The organism is Paenibacillus sp. 22594 (assembly GCF_052044425.1).
Taxonomy (GTDB): domain Bacteria; phylum Bacillota; class Bacilli; order Paenibacillales; family Paenibacillaceae; genus Paenibacillus_AQ.
This window is the reverse complement of sequence record NZ_JBQENA010000009.1, coordinates 44,914-63,010: the sequence shown is the minus strand read 5'-3', so window position 1 is coordinate 63,010 and position 18,097 is coordinate 44,914. Positions and strand designations below refer to the sequence as shown.

General features: G+C 48.1%; 12 protein-coding genes and 1 pseudogene. 7 read left to right on the top strand and 6 right to left on the bottom strand.

Going from position 1 to position 18,097, the window contains the following annotated elements:
- Positions 1-17: 17 nt before the first annotated feature.
- The 3 genes and pseudogenes from queG (at position 18) to folE (ending at position 2,811) form a co-directional block, all read left to right on the top strand.
- Positions 18-1,785, top strand: a pseudogene (gene queG, locus ACTJKB_RS24305) (tRNA epoxyqueuosine(34) reductase QueG).
- Positions 1,786-1,914: 129 nt separating this feature from the next.
- A complete protein-coding gene (locus ACTJKB_RS24300) occupies positions 1,915-2,166 on the top strand; it encodes a YneF family protein (protein ID WP_074086825.1) in 252 nt (83 codons plus the stop codon).
- 51 nt (positions 2,167-2,217) lie between these two features.
- Positions 2,218-2,811 (top strand): GTP cyclohydrolase I FolE, encoded by a 594-nt coding sequence (gene folE / locus ACTJKB_RS24295; protein WP_440836927.1) that lies wholly within the window; start codon positions 2,218-2,220, stop codon positions 2,809-2,811.
- Between the two features lie 110 nt (positions 2,812-2,921).
- Here folE and ACTJKB_RS24290 read toward each other — a convergent pair whose 3' ends face one another.
- From ACTJKB_RS24290 to ACTJKB_RS24270, 5 genes are all read right to left on the bottom strand, one after another.
- Entirely contained in the window at positions 2,922-4,100 is a 1,179-nt protein-coding gene (locus ACTJKB_RS24290) for a Fe-Mn family superoxide dismutase (RefSeq protein ID WP_440836926.1), read from the bottom strand.
- An 82-nt stretch (positions 4,101-4,182) separates the two neighbouring features.
- Entirely contained in the window at positions 4,183-6,429 is a 2,247-nt protein-coding gene (locus ACTJKB_RS24285) for an amylo-alpha-1,6-glucosidase (RefSeq protein WP_440836925.1), read from the bottom strand.
- Between the two features lie 34 nt (positions 6,430-6,463).
- Entirely contained in the window at positions 6,464-7,339 is an 876-nt protein-coding gene (locus tag ACTJKB_RS24280; RefSeq protein WP_440837074.1) for a carbohydrate ABC transporter permease, read from the bottom strand.
- 20 nt (positions 7,340-7,359) lie between these two features.
- Positions 7,360-8,250: an ABC transporter permease gene (locus ACTJKB_RS24275; protein ID WP_440836924.1), complete on the bottom strand. Its 891-nt coding sequence runs from the start codon at positions 8,248-8,250 to the stop codon at positions 7,360-7,362.
- A gap of 19 nt (positions 8,251-8,269) precedes the next feature.
- A complete protein-coding gene (locus ACTJKB_RS24270) occupies positions 8,270-9,994 on the bottom strand; it encodes an ABC transporter substrate-binding protein (protein WP_440836923.1) in 1,725 nt (574 codons plus the stop codon).
- Positions 9,995-10,263: 269 nt separating this feature from the next.
- On the opposite strand from ACTJKB_RS24270, the gene ACTJKB_RS24265 reads away from it, so the two are divergent.
- Positions 10,264-11,784: a response regulator transcription factor gene (locus ACTJKB_RS24265; RefSeq protein WP_440836922.1), complete on the top strand. Its 1,521-nt coding sequence runs from the start codon at positions 10,264-10,266 to the stop codon at positions 11,782-11,784.
- 21 nt (positions 11,785-11,805) lie between these two features.
- Complete coding sequence (locus ACTJKB_RS24260; RefSeq protein ID WP_440836921.1) at positions 11,806-13,515, top strand: sensor histidine kinase; 1,710 nt, start codon at positions 11,806-11,808, stop codon at positions 13,513-13,515.
- Between the two features lie 102 nt (positions 13,516-13,617).
- On the opposite strand, the gene ACTJKB_RS24255 is transcribed toward ACTJKB_RS24260, so the two are convergent.
- Complete coding sequence (locus ACTJKB_RS24255; protein ID WP_440837073.1) at positions 13,618-14,586, bottom strand: alpha/beta hydrolase; 969 nt, start codon at positions 14,584-14,586, stop codon at positions 13,618-13,620.
- Positions 14,587-14,926: 340 nt separating this feature from the next.
- Between ACTJKB_RS24255 and ACTJKB_RS24250 the strand changes: the two genes are divergently transcribed.
- Together ACTJKB_RS24250 and ACTJKB_RS24245 are read left to right on the top strand one after the other, a co-directional pair.
- A complete protein-coding gene (locus ACTJKB_RS24250; protein WP_440836920.1) occupies positions 14,927-15,670 on the top strand; it encodes an IclR family transcriptional regulator in 744 nt (247 codons plus the stop codon).
- A 113-nt stretch (positions 15,671-15,783) separates the two neighbouring features.
- On the top strand, positions 15,784-18,009 hold the full coding sequence (locus ACTJKB_RS24245) for a LuxR C-terminal-related transcriptional regulator (protein ID WP_440836919.1): 2,226 nt from the start codon (positions 15,784-15,786) through the stop codon (positions 18,007-18,009).
- Positions 18,010-18,097 lie beyond the last annotated feature (88 nt).

Here is an 18,097-nt window from a genome sequence, read left to right as displayed (position 1 = left end):
TGAAGGAGAAGGCGGTAATGAACAATAACATTCAGACATCCTATGCCCCACCGCCTTCGAAATGGGAAGGTCTCAAAGCTGAAATTAAGGCTGCCGCCCCGGAACTCGGTATTGATGATATCGGGTTTGCGACTGCGGAGCCGTTTTTATATTTGAAAAATATGCTCCAGGAGCACCGTGACAACGGGTATGATTCGGGGTTCGAGGAGCCGGATCTTGACAAGCGGACCATCCCGGCCCTGCAGTCCGGCGGGCAGCCGATGTCTATTATCGCCATAGCTGTAGCTTATCCCTCTAAAATGGAGAATCCGCCCAAGTCGGAGCCGGGTGCACGGCGCGGTATTCTGGCCCGTGCCTCCTGGGGGCGGGATTATCATCATGTCCTGCGGGAGGCGCTGGCCAAGCTGGAGGACTTCATTCGGGAGCGGGTGCCGGGAGCAGAGCTAGAGAGTATGGTGGATACCGGAGTGCTGGTGGACCGGGCCGTCGCTGAGCGGGCGGGCATCGGATTCAGCGGCAAAAACTGCAGTATCATCTCGCCCAAATGGGGCTCGTGGATTTATCTCGGGGAAATGGTGACGAATATTCCTTTTCCGCCGGATCAGCAGGTAGAGGAAGGTTGCGGAGACTGCACAAAGTGTATCGATGCTTGTCCTACAGGGGCCCTGGTGGGTCCCGGGCAGTTGAATGCCCAGGCCTGTATTTCATATTTGACGCAGACGAAGGGCTTTCTAAGTGATGAATACATGACCAAGATCGGCAACCGGCTGTACGGCTGCGATACCTGCCAGATCGTCTGTCCGAAGAATCGGGCGAAGAATTGGGACCACCGTCCCGAGCTTCTGCCTGATCCCGAGATCGTCAAGCCGCTGCTGCTGCCGATTCTCGAACTCAGCAACCGCGAGTTCAAGGAGCAGTTCGGAAGCAGCTCTGCAGCCTGGCGTGGGAAGAAGCCGATTCAGCGCAATGCGGTCATCGCGCTTGGAAATTTCAAGGAGACTGCGGCTGTGCCGAAGCTGACTGAGATTCTGCTGAAGGAAACCCGCCCGGAGATGCGCGGGAGTGCTGCCTGGGCGCTCGGACGTATTGGAGGCCAAGAAGCGCTTACGGCGGTGAGGCTGGCGCTGCAAGAAGAAGAGGACACTACGGTCCGGGAAATGCTTGAGCGCTCGCGGTACAAGCTCCTGCTGCAGGAGGAGGTTCAGGAACATGACTGAGACAATGGCAGACACGGCTTGCATGGAGAAGTCTGTATTTTATGAGGAAATGGATTCTCCAATTGGCCCGCTTACCCTCTGCGCAACAGAGGCGGGGCTGTGTCTTGTAAAGTTCGGTACGTTTGGGGATACTGCTTCAGGTATCGGCCAGTGGATCAAAGGGCAAATGGGCCAGGTCAAACTGCATCAGGATTCGTCCAGATTATCGGAGGCTGTTCAGCAGCTCGAAGCCTATTTTGCCGGTGAGCTGAGAGATTTCTCGCTCCCGCTGGATATGCGTGGTACTGTGTTCCAGCGGCAGGTGTGGGAAGCGTTGTGTACTGTGCCATACGCCGGTTCGGCCTCTTATAAGGATATTGCGTCACTGATCGGCAATCCGCAGGCGGTCCGGGCTGTAGGCGGAGCCAATAACCGCAACCCTGTGCCGGTGATAGTGCCGTGCCACAGGATCATCGGTTCGGGTGGTGCTCTTGTCGGTTATGCGGGAGGGCTGGGGATCAAAAGCCGGCTGCTGCAGTTGGAGGCGGAGCACGGCATGGCGGACGGAATGGGGGCCTATCTTTTTTAATGTAGTTTTAGTATTTGCAGTGACCTGTTTCATTGTATTTGCCAATTGCTGTCCAGTTGTTGAAATGCTATGATAGATTCGCGTGCCTAGAGCGGCATTGCAGACAATAGAGTAAGAGGTGGACTTTGGATGAACATTGCATTGCCTATTATTACGCTTGTCGTAGGTCTGATCGGCGGATTTTTTATCGGGGTATATTATCTGCGCAGACAAATGACAACGATGCAGAATGATCCTGAAATGCTGCAGAAGGTTGCCAAACAGATGGGGTATAACTTGAACGGAAAGCAGATGCAGCGTGCCCAGCAGATGATGAAGAACAATAATCAGCCGGGACGCGCACCAGCGGCGGGCAAAAGACAAGGCCGTAAAGGCAAGTAACCGGTCCCGGATAAATTGGAATTAGATACGGGTACGGAAGGGGGAGGCTTCATGGGGGGCGTCAAAGATTACATGAATGGCAAGGTTGCTGCGAACCGTGAGCAAATCGAGTACCACGTAGAGAAAATACTGGAGCTGATCGGTGAAAATACCGGCCGCGAAGGGCTGCTGGAAACACCGGCCAGAGTTACACGGATGTATGAGGAGATATTCGGCGGTTATTCGATTGATCCCCGTGAGGCACTCGGTGTGACCTTCGATGAGTCTCATGAAGAACTGGTGATCGTAAAGGATATCGTCTACTATAGCCAGTGCGAACATCATATGGCCCCGTTCTTCGGAAAGGTGCATATCGGGTATATTCCGAGCGGACGGATTGCAGGGCTCAGCAAGCTGGCCCGTCTCGTGGAGGCCGTAAGCCGGCGCCTTCAGGTGCAAGAACGCATTACAGCACAGATTGCCGATATTATGACAGAGGTTCTGAATCCGCATGGTGTGATGGTCGTTGTGGAAGGGGAGCATCTCTGCATGTGCAGCCGCGGGGTGAAAAAGCCCGGCAGTAAGACGGTAACCATGTCAACGCGGGGGACCTTCCGTGAGGACGCTGCCGCCCGGGCGGAGTTTCTGGCCTTGATCAAGGAATAGAATACTGGGGCATGCCCCGTTGCTTCATAAGATTAAGAGCCCTTCCATCACTGCGAGGTGACGGAAGGGCTCTTTTTCTGCGCCCGGCCGGATTATGGTGCTGTCCTTCCTTAATAAGGCTGCCAGACAAGCTTGCGGGCGGCGGTGAACCTTTCAGAGACATAAGGCCAATTCACAACCTTCCACCAGTCCTTGATATAATCAGCACGGTTATTCTGATGCTTAAGATAATACGCGTGTTCCCATACATCCAGGGTCAGCAGAGGAACGACATCCCACTGGGAGAGATTTTGATGCTTCTCCGCTGTCAGGATTTCCAGCCTGCGGCTGCGTGGACTCCAGACCAGAATGGCCCAGCCTCCGCCTTCAACCTTATTCGCTGCTTCTGTGAACTGTTCCTTGAAGGCATCGTAGCTGCCGAAGCTGTGTTCTATGGCATCCAGCAGTGCTCCGGTCGGACGGCCTCCGCCTTGCGGAGACATGACATTCCAGAAGATCGTATGCAGGTAATGGCCGGCTCCGTTGAAGGCAAGCTCCCGCTCCCAATGTTTCACTAGATCAAAATCCCTGGTTTTCCGGGCTTCCGCCAGTTTTTTCTCTGCCTTATTCAGCCCGTCTACATAGCTTTGATGATGTTTGTCATGATGGATTCTCATGGTCTTTTCGTCAATATACGGTTCCAGCGCATTATAGGCATAGGGGAGGGGAGGCAGGGTGTGGCCTCCGATCGGGACCGGGCCCTGTTCCCGAATTCCGGAGGACTGAAGAATCAAGGGAACCTGCGGACTAGGCCCGGTCTGGCTGTCTCTGGGCTTATGCTCATCTGCTGCTTCCGATTGCGGCGCTGTGTCCTCGCGCATCCAGAGGGGAGCATTTCCGGTTAATGTCAGGGCGCTCAAAACGCCCAAGACATACTCTGACTCCCGGATGATGTGCAGCAGCACGGTTCCAGCCAACGGCTGGGCTTTTACAGCGGCGCTTCCCTCCATCAGGGCATACAGCTGCCGGATGAACTCGCGGGACTGGGAGCAGGCCACCTGGAGAAGCTGTTCTGTTCCGGCGGCCAGCTCTGCCGGACTGCAGTCCTGAGAAGCCTCAAGCAACTGGCGGGCCGCCTGCTCGGTAGCCTCGAAGACAAAAGCCCATTCGTCTAGCAGCTTCACATACCGCTCTTCAAGCTGAGGGATAACCGCCTTAATGACTACCGTATGCTCCTGCTCCTGTTTTTTCCAGAATGCAATTTCCTCGAGAATACGCACTGGCAGCACTTGCCCGTATAGTTCCGGCATACCTGTAATCCTCCCGTCATAGATCTTCAACAGTTCATTCTATGTACAGGAGCAGCAGCTTATGAGTTCCACATCGAATTCTTTAGCGCTTCATAACAGGGTGATTCTTCAGATCCATTGGCTCTGCAAACTTAACATTCTTAAACACCTGATTTACACTCAATTGCTGTTCAACACGCAGCGGCAACCGGGACACTATAATCTCTTTGACAGTTGTGCCAGTTTTATCGGTAAGGATAACCTTCAAATCGAGCTCTGTCCGGGTAATTTTCAGTTCACAATCATTTTTCACTTCAATTTGCAGGAGCTTAAAAGGAGATATATCAATAACTACCGTGAGCCCGATTCCTGTAAATCCGTAAAGATACGTTTGTTCTGTTGCACCTGCAGCTGTATAGGTGATGTCAATGGTCCCGCTTCCAATCTTAACGCGGGACTGTAAATCCCCGATCTCCCCGGGAATCCGGGGCGCAAGCGTAAGCCTCTGATTAACCATATCCGGCCGGAACCCTAAAAAATACTGATACCATACACGCAGCTGCTCGGCATTGGACCAGGCTTGCAGGTAGGCTCCCGTAAGTTTGGCTGAGCTCTGGCCTTCCTGCGGATAAGCATCCATATTCTCGCTCAGTCCCCCGACTACTCCCAGGTTCAGCGCTTGCCAGTTCATGTTCTTGAAAAGTTGATAAGCAGTTTCTTTCTGCCCGGCCTCGATCATACGCTGCATGGCTATACCGTTTAACCAGAGCCAAACCGTACCATTGTGGTAAGCTTCATCTTTATGGTACAGGCTGGTTAAGTGAAATGGATGGAAAAACGGATGTTTTTGATTCAATGAAGCAACTCCCCATGGATACACGAGTTCCTCCCATGCTGTACGAATCACTTCATATTTGAAGGAATTATCTTCAAACATGTCCAAGGCAAACAATTGGTTGGGCCGCAGTGAGAATTCCGGCTCATCCTCCGGGTTCAGCCGGTCAGCGAGATAGGGATGTGCCTGGTCCCTAAAATCCTCTGCAAAGTTTCTTTTGAGTTTGCCCGCGATATTGCTCCATTTCTTCGCACTGCCGCTGTCGTCCATGTACTCGGCAAAGTATATCCCAGCTTGCAGCTGGTCGTACCAAAGCGCTTGAATGTCATTGGCCCGGGTGTCTCTAGGAGAGTAGGACTTCAGATTCGCATCCCGGGCATCCATCCAGGTTTCGTTATCATCGTGCATAAGGTAGCCTTTATCGTCCACCCAATGCTTAATCGAGCCTTCTATACTGTTTTGTACCGCCGGATAAAGATCTGTGATGATTGCCGTGTCACCCGAATATTTAACGTAATCCTGCAATTGGATAATAAACCGCGGTGTCCCGTCGGTTGTATGATAGTCTACGTTTTTTAAAGCAAGAATATTGGGCACCCTGCCGAAGTATTTGGAAGTTGCATCGGTGTTCTGAAATTTCGCAAAGGATAGCAGTATATTCTTAGCAGTTTCAAATTGCCCGGTTACCAATACGGCTCCCGGAAGCGCAATAAATTGGTCTCTTCCCCAATATTCATTAAACCAGGGTAGGCCGGCATAGATCCCGTCGCCTTGCTGTCGGGTCACCAGTTGGTCCATCGTTAGATTTAACCAATTCAAAGACAAGGCGAGCGAGTCACTGCTGCTGGCGATATACACATTCTTCTGCAAAAAATCCTCCATACGCTTTATTCGTTCGAGCTTCATAGGGATGACGTCCCGTCTCGTATCATGAATCATATCTGCCGCTTCGGCAGCCGTTTTGCCCACGGCTATATAAAAGCCTCCAGCGTTGGCGCCGGAATAAACGATATGGTTCATAACTTCCACTGGATGGGTTATTGCTGCGCCTACAGCAATAACCCATCCGCCTTCTATTGAATTGAAAAAAGCGATGCCGTCCCGTGGGCTCAGCGGGTTCAGCTGTTCTCCCAACAATTCAATCCCAATGGTTTTTTGAGCACCGGAGAGACTGATCTCCAGCACATTTTTGTAGTCAAACATCCATAGTTCTTCGGTCAGACTTCCATGTCTACGCACCATTTTATAGGGGGACACACAGACTTCAGCTTCTTGATTATCGAGTTTCCGTTGATCTGCAATTAAAGTGTAGCCGCTAAAAATCCTACTTTTCGAGATGTTCAATCCCTCAAAATGAGCATGCTCCACATGATTGTTGAGATGGGATTGAGTATAATAATAAGCGGCCTCTTTATTAGTAAAGGAAATTCCGCGATTCTCTTCGCGAGACACGAATATGTTCATTTCATCCAGAATATCGGATGTTTGCCCGGCATGATTTGTTGATAATTTCACTGTTGCTTACCTCCCCGCAGTAAAAATTTATACATTACTCTTTAACAGAACCCACCACGATTCCTGTAACAAAGTATTTTTGCATAAAAGGATAAATCAGGAGAAGTGGCAAGGTGGAGATAACGATTTTGGCAGCATTCAGCGTCCGGTTCGAAATCTTGGAGTACTCTATGAGCTTTTGTGGATCAGTTATATTCTGAACGTCTACGCTTAGCTGCTGGATATAAGTCTGCAAAGGGTAATTTGATGTTTTGTTGATATACACCAAAGCACTGAAGTAGTCATTCCAATGTCCGACAATCGTAAACAGCAGTACAGTGGCAAGTGTAGGCAGCACCACAGGCACATATATCGTTGAGAGAATTCTCCACTGCGAAGCTCCGTCAATGGTTGCGGCCTCTTCCAGAGATTTCGGAACGGCGCGGAACGCATTCATCAGCAAAATGACATTGGCGATCGGCACAGCTCCCGGCAGAATCAAAGCCCAGATGGAATCCAGAAGATGAAGCTGTTTGACAACCATAAAGGTTGGAATGAGACCACCGGAAAACAGCATGGCGAAAATCACAATATTCATATACACCTTCTGTGCCCGGAATTGCTTTGAGCTTTTGGATAACGGATAAGCAGCAAGAACCATCAGCATCATATTGACGACCAGACCAAGGATAACCCGTTCCAACGAGATCATAAAGGAGCGCCAGAACTGGGAGTCCGACAACAACTTCTCATAGGAGCTTAACGTAAAGTTAACCGGGAAAATACTTACCATATTTGCGGAAGCCGCTGCGTTGTCACTGAAGGAAATGGCAACCAGATTAATTAAGGGTATAAGGCAGGATAAAGTGAAAGCTAATACAAATATCCAGATTATAGTATCCGCAATTCGGCTTTTGATGGAATGAGTGATAATGAATAACACCTCCTTGTTCAGAAGATTCTGTAATCAGTAAGCTTCTGTGCCAGTTTATTGGCGGATAGGATGAGAACAATTCCGACAACCGACCGCAGGAGCCCTACCGCTGTTCCCAGGCTGTATTGTCTCTCTACCAGACCCACCCGGTATACATAGGTGTCAATAATATCGGACGTTGCATAAACCAACGGATTATATAGATTGAAAATCTGGTCAAACCCGGCATTGAGCACGTTGGGCAGATTTAAAGTGGTAACCAGCAGGATGGTTGGCAACAGGCCGGGCAGCGTCACATACCACAGCTGTTTAAACCGGTTGGCGCCGTCAATGGATGACGCTTCATAAAGTCCCGGATCAATGGCCGTCAGGGAGGCCAGATAGATGATAGAGCCATATCCAAACCCTTTCCAGACATCTGTTAATACCAGCATAGGTCTGAACCAGTGGTTACTAGCCATAAACAAAACCGGATCAATGCCAAACCATCCCAAAAATGCGTTAACCGGACCTTCGTAAGAAAAAATATTCATAACGACAGTAGCCAGTACAGCCCAGGACAGAAAATTCGGCAGATAAACAACGGTCTGCATGAACTTTTTGACAAATCGTACCCGAATTTCGTTTAACAGTAAGGCGAACACGATGGAAACAAAAGTACCTATAAAAATTTTCCATAAGGCAATGACTATAGTATTGACTAATATTTGCTTACTGTCGGGCATTTGAAACATAAATTTGAAATTATCAAGTCCTACCCACGCTGATCCACTCATCCCTTTAGCGGGGATATAATTTTGAAAAGCCATCACGATACCGAACATTGGAATAAACGAGAAGATAATTAAAAATACTATACTTGGTGCGAGCATAAGGTGGAACGCAGCCTGATCTTTTTTATTGTTCATTTAGAATCATCTCTTTCTATCATTTGGAGGTGATTTCTTTATTGACTTCGTTCGTAATCGTATCGCCGCCTGTTTTTTTCCAACTGCTGACAAAGCTATCAAAAGCGTCAGGAGATTGCTCACCGGTAATGATCTTCAAAAACATTTCCAGCTCCATTTTCGTCAGTGTCGGCCACTTCAGTGCCATGGAAGGTGTTGTTCCGAAAAATACAGGGTTTACTTCCTTGATCTTTGAATTCTTGACTAGGTTGGCCGTCGTGATGCTCGAGGTATATCCGGCCCATCCATTCGAATCCAACTTCTCCCCATTTTTTATGTTATCCAGAAACTTCTTGTATGAGCGGTAGGCGTTTTTATCGTTGCTGGTGAGCAGTTTGCTGCTATCCCCTGTTTTCAGCGCCTCTTCCATAATCCCGACATTACGGTAAAATGCATCATAGTAATCGATATTTATAGCAATCGGAGATCCCCCAACGTTATAGCTGGCATAGTCCTCAAATTTCTTCAGGACCGCTGCATCTTTTTCCTGATAACGCTGATAATCAAACTGAAGGCTGGCGATTTTTATAGCGGCTTCCGGATGCTCGAACCCTTTCCGGACCACAAGGTAACTGCTTGAAGGGTTTCCGGTGAACATCGTAACTGAACCATCCTCCGACTGCGGAGCCACATAAGAAGCCCACTTAGCCTTTGGATTCAGTTTAATCGAATCCGCTACCGTCCAGCTTCCCCACCAATTGTCCATGAACGATCCGCTTTTTCCGCTGGTAAGCAGCGCCTTCCGGTCGTCGGAGGTGCGTACGGCAAACTGCCGGTCGATCAAGCCTTTTTTGTACATATCCGCCAGCTTTGCAAGGGCCGGCTTCATTTGGGGCTGCACGGAACCATACACTGCCTTGCCGTTCCCATCATCCATCCATTGTTTCGGGAATGCGCCATACAGCGTAAAGATGTTGTTCAATTCATACTGGCCGCCGGAAACACCAGCGGTATTTTCATTGTCGACCACAAGACCGACCGTTTTTCCCGCTCCATTGCCGCCAGGGTCTTTTTCCACGAACTGGGTGATGATTTTCTCCACATCATCCATCGTTTTGGGATCTGCGAGTCCCAGTTTATCCATCCAGTCTTTGCGCAGCCAGAGGACCCCTGGGCCGTGTGAAATTTCCGTAGTCGGCAGCGCCATCAGTTTTCCGTCAAACCTTGCGGTATCCAGAACACGGCCCTTATAGGAGTCGTAAATCTCCTTAATTTGGTCGCTGGCGCATTGATTATAAGCATCTGTCATATCCGCAATTAGATCGTTTTCATAAAGCTGCTGCAGAGTAGAGAGGTCAGGGACAACCATGATATCAGGAATCGTACCGCCTACAATGGCCATTGAAACCTTTTGGTTATAGTCCGTGCCGTCATTTGCTTCAAATGCAACTTTGTTTTGCACGTTGAGTTTTTCTTTGAAATATCTGGTCCACACATTATCGGTTGCATTATCCTTTTCATACGGCGTTCCCGCAAGCGCAGAGAAGTTGGAGGCTACCTGTCCAATGGTGTAGGTAACGGTTTCAGGATACGGGGTAAAAGGAGTCGTCTGGGCTTCCTTCCACGCGGGATCATTTGAATTTGCCGCAGGGCTTTTAGCCGAATCATTGGAATTGGAATTATTGGAACTTTGACAGCCTGCGACTGACACGGCTAAAAGCGCTGTCAATAAAATAGAGCAAGACTTTGTGAGCTTGGATGACATATAAGAACCTCCTTGAATAAATACGTTGAGTCAATGTGCTAGAGATAACGGATTCAAAGCGCCGGCTTGCTTTGGAACCAGAATAAATTTGGCTTCTTTATTGTAGAGCCCTTTACTTTTGAGCGTAAATACAAATAAATTACGTTTTACACAAATAAATAACATACTTGAAGCAAAGCGGTCTGCTTGCTGAAAAGCTCAATTAAAACATGGTACAATATACATGATTAGGGACAAATGGATTACTGCGCATGGAGAGGGCGTCCGGGATGTTAACGATACTAATAGCAGATGACCAAAGGGAAGAACGGGAAGGCATTGAATTTCTCATTGATGAACTGGGGTTTGTCCTCCATATAGAGACGGCGGAGAACGGCCGAAAGGCTCTCGAGTATCTGGAGCAAAATCCTGTCGATATCCTCTTTACTGATGTTCGGATGCCCTTGATGGATGGCTTGCAGCTTACAACAGAAGCTTTAAATCTTAACCCCAAATGTAAAGTTATCCTTTTCAGCGGATTCGCTGAATTTGAATATGCAAAAACCGCCATCTCCCTTGGTGTTTCTGAATATCTTCTCAAGCCGATCAATGTTGAAGCTTTCCAGAATACCATGCAAAAAGTAATTGCTCAGCTAACAGATCAGAAACAGGAAAACATCGCTTCGCAAATTAAACTTGAATATGTCAAAAAGCATGTGCTTTTTAATCTTGTTAATGGCCTGGGAATACCTTCTTCTATGAAGGAGATATCCTTCGGGCTTCCAGATCATTACCATGGAATGTTTTTGCTGGAATTTGACAAGAACTTTTTTGAAAATGCCGGACCGGAGTTTGAGGAGTTTGTCTTGTCTTTACTGAAGGGCCCTGTTGATTATGTGAATTTGAATGGCTGTCAGAGCTTGCTGTTATTTCCCCATCTGCCGGTAGGTTCCCCCTGTTCTTTCCGCGATACAGGCACGTTTGTGCATGAAAGTATACTAGATAAATATAAAGTACATTGCTACCTCGCTATCAATGATGAATTCACGGTGCTGGAGGATCTTTCCGCCGCTTTGATTCGATTAGATCAACTGATGGAATATCGGTTCTTCTCACCGGATTATTTTGTATTTGAAGTGAAGAAAGATTTTTATTGTTCTAATGACATGCTTCCCGGGTTATCAGATAGCGATCTTTTAAATCACATCAGAAATAATCTGAAGGAAAGGGACATTTTCAGTCTTAGAGCAAATACAGATCTTTTGTATCAAAAATATGCGAATCAGGCTCAATTTTCACAACTATATGTCAAGTATATGTTCTCTTCTTTGTATCAGGAAATTATGACATATTCTGCACCTGTATCTGAAATTGAATTGAGTTATGGAATCGAAAAAATATATAGATCCGAAGAATTAAAGGAAATAAAAGAGATTATAATTGCCGGGATTGCTCTTCTTGATCAGGGGTATAGCAGTTCGGAATTTTTAAACCGGGATATTGCCGCTGTAAAGCAGTACATCGAGGATCATTATGGCGAGGATTTGAATTTGGATCTTCTTGCTGCAAAGATACATTTATCGCCCCATTATTTAAGCTCCATTTTCAAAAAAAATACGGGATGCGGATTGAACAAGTATATTAAAAATGTCCGTATGAATATAGCGAAGGACATGCTGCAGCAAACACATCTTAAGGTTTCGGATATTTGTTATACAGTGGGGTTTCAAAACGTCTCTTATTTCTGTCAGAATTTTAGAGATTTTTTTGGGCAAACACCTGAGAAATTCCGGCAGTACAATCAGAAATAACCCCAGCCCGGGAGGAACGGCATGCAAACGTGGAAGGCCCTTAAACAGAAAATCGGAGACTTTAGATTTCAAACAAAAATAAAGCTTTCATTTTTGCTGGTTAGCATGATTCCTGTTATTGTTCTCGGAAGTTTTTGCTTCTCAGAAACCAGATCGCTTTTAGTGCAGCAGTCAAAAGCCGATCTCAATGCCACATTAAAACAAAGCGTCCTGTCTGTAAACAACCAGCTGGATGTCTACAATAAAGTAATGAACTTTCTGAGTTTCAACCAGGAGATTGTGAATGCCGCCAACACCACGTATACCAGTGCGTATGAAATGTATGACCAGTTAAATAACGTAATCGATCAGAATTTCTTTACAGCGCGTTACTTAAACACCGGGGTAGAACAAATCATCCTGTATACCGGAACTAATCTGCCTCCACATGGAAACACAGTAAGACCTATCGATGAAATCAAAGAAGACTCATGGTACCCGCTTGTCATGAAGTCGGTTGATGTTCTTTGGTTTTCCAGCGGGAAAAGTGTATATAGTGTCCGGCGTCTCCTCAGCACAAAACAGGAAAATCCCAAAGATAATATTCTGTTTGCACTTGTAGACTATGATGCACTGTTTAAAACGTTTGAACCCCTCGAATCGCATGGAGCGGAGATAATGATAATGGACTCCAATGGAGATTCTATTTATTCCTCGGGACCTGACCGTGAAAATTCAGTTATCCCCATTTCCGATAAGACCGCTGATGAGTTTCATTGGAGTGGTAAGAACTACACCGTCCTGCAATCTTCGATCCCGATTACAGGGTGGAAAGTATATTTGTATAAGCCGACAAGCCTGATCACCAACTCCGCATGGTGGATTGCTTTGACTGTCCTGCTCATGATTACCGCCTGCATCGCTGCAGTCGTTGTGGCTGGCACACTCTTTTCCCGGAAAATTATGCTGCCTATTCACCGCCTGCACAAAAATATGAAACTTATAGGAGAAGGGAATTTAGAGGTTAAAGTTTTTAGCGATTCTAAAGATGAAATTGGAGATCTGATCCGAGGGTTTGGAAGTATGTTAGGAAGAACCAAGACGCTAATTGATACTGTGTATGTGGGAGAAATCGCACGCAAGGAATACGAAATGAAAGCTCTGCAGGCGCAAATCAATCCTCATTTTCTATACAATTCCCTGTCATTAATAAATTGGAGAGCGCTTCGAATACATGCGACGGATATTAGTGAAATGGCACAGCTATTATCTACCTTTTACCGTACTACGCTCAATAAGGGCGAGAATCTGATATTGGTTTCAGACGAAATTCTTAATGTTCAGTCCTATATTAAGATCCAGTTGATTATGCACAGCAACAGTTTCGAGATAGATTATCAGATTGATGACTCCATTCTTTCCTGCCGTATGCCCAATTTAATGCTCCAGCCTTTAATCGAAAATGCGATCATTCATGGAATTGAAAACCGGGAAGACGGTGGTGGAATCATACATCTCTCAGGCAAAAAAGAAGGTCAAAGTATAGTTTTTCTGATAACTGACAATGGAATTGGAGTAGAGCAGGAGCGGCTTGCTCTATTGCTTAAATCTCAACCTAAAGGATATGGACTTAAAAATGTAAATGACCGGGCTGTTGTAATGTACGGCGAACAGTATGGACTGACGATTAACAGCATTCTCGGAGAAGGAACTCAAGTTGTACTCAGAATTCCTTATGATGAACACAATTAAGATTCAGCTTTTGCGCATATAAAAAACAGGTTCTGACAAGGCGACTGAGCCGTTTCAGAACCTGCTTAAATGCTACCACACGGTGAAACATACAAGTCTGTTCTACTGGGCCTTGGCCAGCTGCACATTGCCCAGAAAAGCGGATACACGCCGCAGATATTCACGGGGGTGCTCACGGAACAGCAACTCATGATGGCTGTCCTGCACGATCCAGGAATCCGAGTAAGGGTTGCTTTGGTTCGCCGCGAGTTCTTCAGCAATCGGATATGGCGCCTTGTCATCTTTGGTGCCGTGCAGGAACAGTGTAGGGAAAGGGTAATCCTCCGCCTTGACCTTGGAATAGGGGATTTGATTCAATCCAGTACCGTTCAGCACCGGAAATAGCAGTTCCATAATCTCCAGAGAGGGCTGGCGGGGGAGGTCGATATTGTGCTTGATGTTATGGTACAGCGTATCCGGCTCAAGCAGGAAGGTGCTGTCCAGAATCATGGCATCGACATCCTTGGTGACAAGACCTGCCTGAAGAGCGGTACCAGCCCCCATCGAGAAGCCCCAGACCACAATCTCTTTGGCTCCATGCTCCTTGGCGTACTTTATGGCTCCGAGGAGCTGCTTGGATTCTTTTTTGCCGCCGGTGGCGATATCCTTGTTGGTCTTGGAAGCGAAGCCGTAATCGAACATGACAACGTTGAAATTCAGGCTGTGCGCATAATGTGCCAGATCGTACATCGGTACCCAGGTTTCCTCGCGGTTGGCGCCATAGCCGTGACTGAACACGATAGTCTTGGTCGAGCCCTTCGACGGAATGTACCAGCCTTGCATCATACGGCTGCCATCCAGCGCCGGGAAGGTGATATCCTCATAATGCAGCCCCTTAGCCAATGAAGGATTGGAGTAGAGCGGGGCCACTGTCGGGTTGGACAGCACCCAGGCGATATAGCCATGCAGGGCGATGAAACAGAAGACAAAAAAGAAAAAAACGGACAAGAGCAAAGCAACGATAATATGTTTAACGCGAATCATCCGCAAAGAAAGCTTGGGTGCAGCACTTGGTTTGTGCTCACCCGGCATACGGGAGACCGGTGTGCCGGTATGCGTGGTTGCTAAGTCCATGAGGTCCCCTCCTATAATAGTCCGTAATTTGCAACGAAAAAAAAGAATGTGCGCGTGAGATATTGGGCTGTTCATTCTCTGCTGCAGGCTATATAATTCATATATTTAATCGTATGATTATGACCTTACAAAGTCAATGAATTCGCCGCTTTTGTAATCTAACTGTAAAGTGCCGCCCAATCTTTTCCGCTCACTGAAACTGCTGGACTTTCCCGGGGCATTTGCTCTAAGATAGAATGGATATCTTAAATAATGTAACCGGGTTTCATTTGGTGAAACAGTTGAAGGGGAGATTGCTGTGGAAGACCGAAAATTGACTGTACGCGCGGTAGAACGTGCGTTGGATATATTGCTGTGCTTTACACAGGAAAGTGATCTGAGTCTGACGGAAATTGCCTCCAAAATCAGCCTGCACAAAAGCACAGTGCATCGGCTGCTGACTACACTTGAGGAGAAGGGATTTCTTCTGCGTATTGAAGCCACGGAGAAGTACCGCCTGGGTATCCGCATCTGGGAGCTGTCCACGCATCTGCCAACGCTGGATGAACCGGCGGCGCTGCTGCTTCCAGCCATGGAGAAGCTGCGCGACTCGCTGGGAGAGACGGTCAGCCTGTATTTGCGCGACGATCTGGAGCGTGTGCGCATCCAGGCGGTGCAGAGCAGGCAGGCGATCCGCCGGGTCGCACAGATTGGTGCGAGACTCCCGCTCTCGGTCGGTGCTTCGAGCAAGGTGCTTGCAGCCTACGCTCCGCATGAGGTGCAGGCCCGCCTGCTGGCCGACCCGAACTGGCCGGAGGCTGTGGACAGGAGTACGTATTTGGAGCAATTGCAGGAAATTACACGCCGGGGTTATGCAACAAGTTTTGAGGAACGGGAGCCGGGTGCAGCAGCGGTAGCGGTACCCATTACCGGGAGGTCGGGGAAGGTGGTCGCTGCGCTCTCCCTGTCGGGACCCGTCAGCCGCCTTTCCCGCGAGACGCTGGAGGATTATGCTGTGATTTTGGCCGAAAAAGCTGCTGAAATGGGTCTGATGATGGGTTAATGCATCCAAGTTCCGTTATATAGTCGATTTAGGGGGTAATTAGTAAGTGAAGGTAATCGTACAGTCATTATCTATAGGATATTGTGGTTAATTCCGGGGCATGGGGTGATAGGATGGCAACTGTAGTACCCGATTCATTAATGGAGGAGATGGAGCAGCTCCAGGAAACATTCAGCAAGGTTACTGGGCAGGCTATCGTGCTAACGGACCACGAGGGGAATGTCTTCACTCGTCCGGTAGCTCCAGGAATGTTTTATGAGGTCATTTTGACTTCACTCCAAAGTATAGACAGCCCTTTCAAGCCTACCCTGCGGAGATTGGGTCCTTTGTCGCATCCTGTAATTCTGGAGGAGTGGATTCCCGGATTGAAATATGCCATCATCCCGCTGTTCCCCGGTTATGGACAGGTCTATTATTTATGGTCGGGCATCTACATGCAAGAGGGCACCAAAGCGCTGGTAATGCCTGCTTTTGAAGCGAAAATGAAGAATCATCCGGTCTATGACCATTTATGTAAAGAACTGCTTGAACTGCCTGAGCTCAGCCGGGAGCGTATTGCTGAAGTACGGGACAAGATCGCCGTGCTTGGCCGCATCCTAAGCAAGTTGTTGTCCGGTTGTGCGGGTGCCTCCTCTGCCACACAAGGCTTTGGAGATATGATCTCCGGGCTCTTAATGAATCTGGAAAAGGGTTATCTCAAGGTTGAAGAGGTGCTGCAGCAATTGGCGGCCACCCCCTCGGCTGGGGATTTATATGCTTTTGCCAAAGAGAATGAGGCTGGAGAATTTCAGGTGAAGTATGCCGCCGGCAAAGGATCGGACCAGCTAATGAATGCCGCATTCCAGCAAGGCGACGGATTCCTGGGACAGGCTGCACTAGGCAAGGAGCCACGGCACTGGAGAACGAGCGCGATGGACCCGAGGTCACTGTTCTTCACGCAGCGCGGTCTTCCGCAGCCGGAATATTTATCGTGCTACCCTGCTATGATCTATGGCGGCAGAAGAGCGCTGCTGCTGACAATTGGCTTCGGTAAAAGTGAACATATACAGAACTACGACCCTCAGGAGCAGTGTGTAGCCTCATTACTGGGGATTTCCGATAGAGGGCAAAAGCTGATACGACGGGAAGAGCTGCGCAAAGAAGGAACCCTCATTCTTAAAGAAGCTGTGCGGCTGCTGCCGCTGGCAGCCTCCCATAAGGAACTCGGTAGCCAACTGATTGATACAGTAATGAGCATGCCCTTTTCCCCTGCATCTGTCCTTGTCTTTTTTCAGAACCCAACAGCTGATCAGAGTACATATTACGCCAGAGGCTGGCCGGAAGCAGAAGAGCCGTTCTATGTGAAGGATCTGAAGATGCGATATTCCCCCCAAGCTTTTCTCTCTGGCTCTGTCATCCATGAGACCTCAGGCGAACGGTTTTTGCTGGAATGCCCGTTAATCGCGGAAAATGTATACAAAGGGATATTGTCCATCGGATTCCGTAAACGAATTGAAGCGCAGGAATGGCGGGCCTTTATGGAGTGTATTGCCACTCTGGCTACGACGGCTATCCGTCTTCTGGAGAAGGACAGCAGATATGCAAAGCAAGCGGAGACCTTTTTGAATAACCTCCTCCAAAATCTGCAATATCATCATCCGGAGCTGCAGCGCATTTCGCAGGAAGCCTCAAATATGGCTTATGATTTTGCCCGTTATGCAGGCCTGCCGGAGAAAGAGTCCGAGCAGCTGAAACGTGCCAGTAAGCTGGCACCTTTTCCGCTGGAGGTACTAATGGAATATGATTTCTACATTCAAGAAGTTTCGCTGCTGAATCAGGTAGATCAATTGTCCGCTTTTTATTTTGAAATTGAGAAACCCATGCTGTCCTTTGAGGCCCAGTTGCTGGCGCTTGTGCTGCATCATGCAGGCAAACAGGAGCAGGCAGAGACGCTGAAAGATAACCGGGAGAAAGGGATCGTTTCTTCAAGATTTCATTTGGACATCAATGTAAAAGCAGTAATTGATGCGGAGCCGCGGGTGGCGTTTCAGTCCTTTCTGCTCAGCCGGTCCGGGGAACAGCGTAATGAGCAGCCAGTCTCGCCTGTTAAGCTCCTCAATAATACGTCCCTCAAGTCACCGAAGGAGGAATGGGGGATCTCGCCCCGTGAAGAAGAGGTGCTTGAGCTAATAATCCTCGGCAAGACGAATAAGGATATAGCTGCGGCGTTGTTCATTAGCGAACATACCGTCAAGAACCATTTGAGCCGCATCTTTGATAAAATGAACGTAAGCGACCGCTCGCAGATCATTGCCCTTGTCTATAATAGGATTCTAAATTCGGAGCGGATTGAGATATAGAGGTTGGAAGTCTCCTCCATCCAAGTGTAATGGTTCTCAAAACAAAACAGCCTTCAATCCTCCCGCAGGGAGAGGTTGGAGGCTGTTT

What these genes read in the sequence shown, in the direction of transcription:
- ACTJKB_RS24260 (WP_440836921.1), top strand. Translation starts at nt 11,806, where the DNA reads ATGCAAACGTGGAAGGCCCTTAAACAGAAAATCGGAGACTTTAGATTT.
- ACTJKB_RS24275 (WP_440836924.1), bottom strand. Translation starts at nt 8,250, where the DNA reads ATGAACAATAAAAAAGATCAGGCTGCGTTCCACCTTATGCTCGCACCA.
- ACTJKB_RS24265 (WP_440836922.1), top strand. Translation starts at nt 10,264, where the DNA reads ATGTTAACGATACTAATAGCAGATGACCAAAGGGAAGAACGGGAAGGC.
- ACTJKB_RS24300 (WP_074086825.1), top strand. Translation starts at nt 1,915, where the DNA reads ATGAACATTGCATTGCCTATTATTACGCTTGTCGTAGGTCTGATCGGC.
- ACTJKB_RS24255 (WP_440837073.1), bottom strand. Translation starts at nt 14,586, where the DNA reads ATGCCGGGTGAGCACAAACCAAGTGCTGCACCCAAGCTTTCTTTGCGG.
- ACTJKB_RS24270 (WP_440836923.1), bottom strand. Translation starts at nt 9,994, where the DNA reads ATGTCATCCAAGCTCACAAAGTCTTGCTCTATTTTATTGACAGCGCTT.
- ACTJKB_RS24245 (WP_440836919.1), top strand. Translation starts at nt 15,784, where the DNA reads ATGGCAACTGTAGTACCCGATTCATTAATGGAGGAGATGGAGCAGCTC.
- ACTJKB_RS24290 (WP_440836926.1), bottom strand. Translation starts at nt 4,100, where the DNA reads ATGCCGGAACTATACGGGCAAGTGCTGCCAGTGCGTATTCTCGAGGAA.
- folE (WP_440836927.1), top strand. Translation starts at nt 2,218, where the DNA reads ATGGGGGGCGTCAAAGATTACATGAATGGCAAGGTTGCTGCGAACCGT.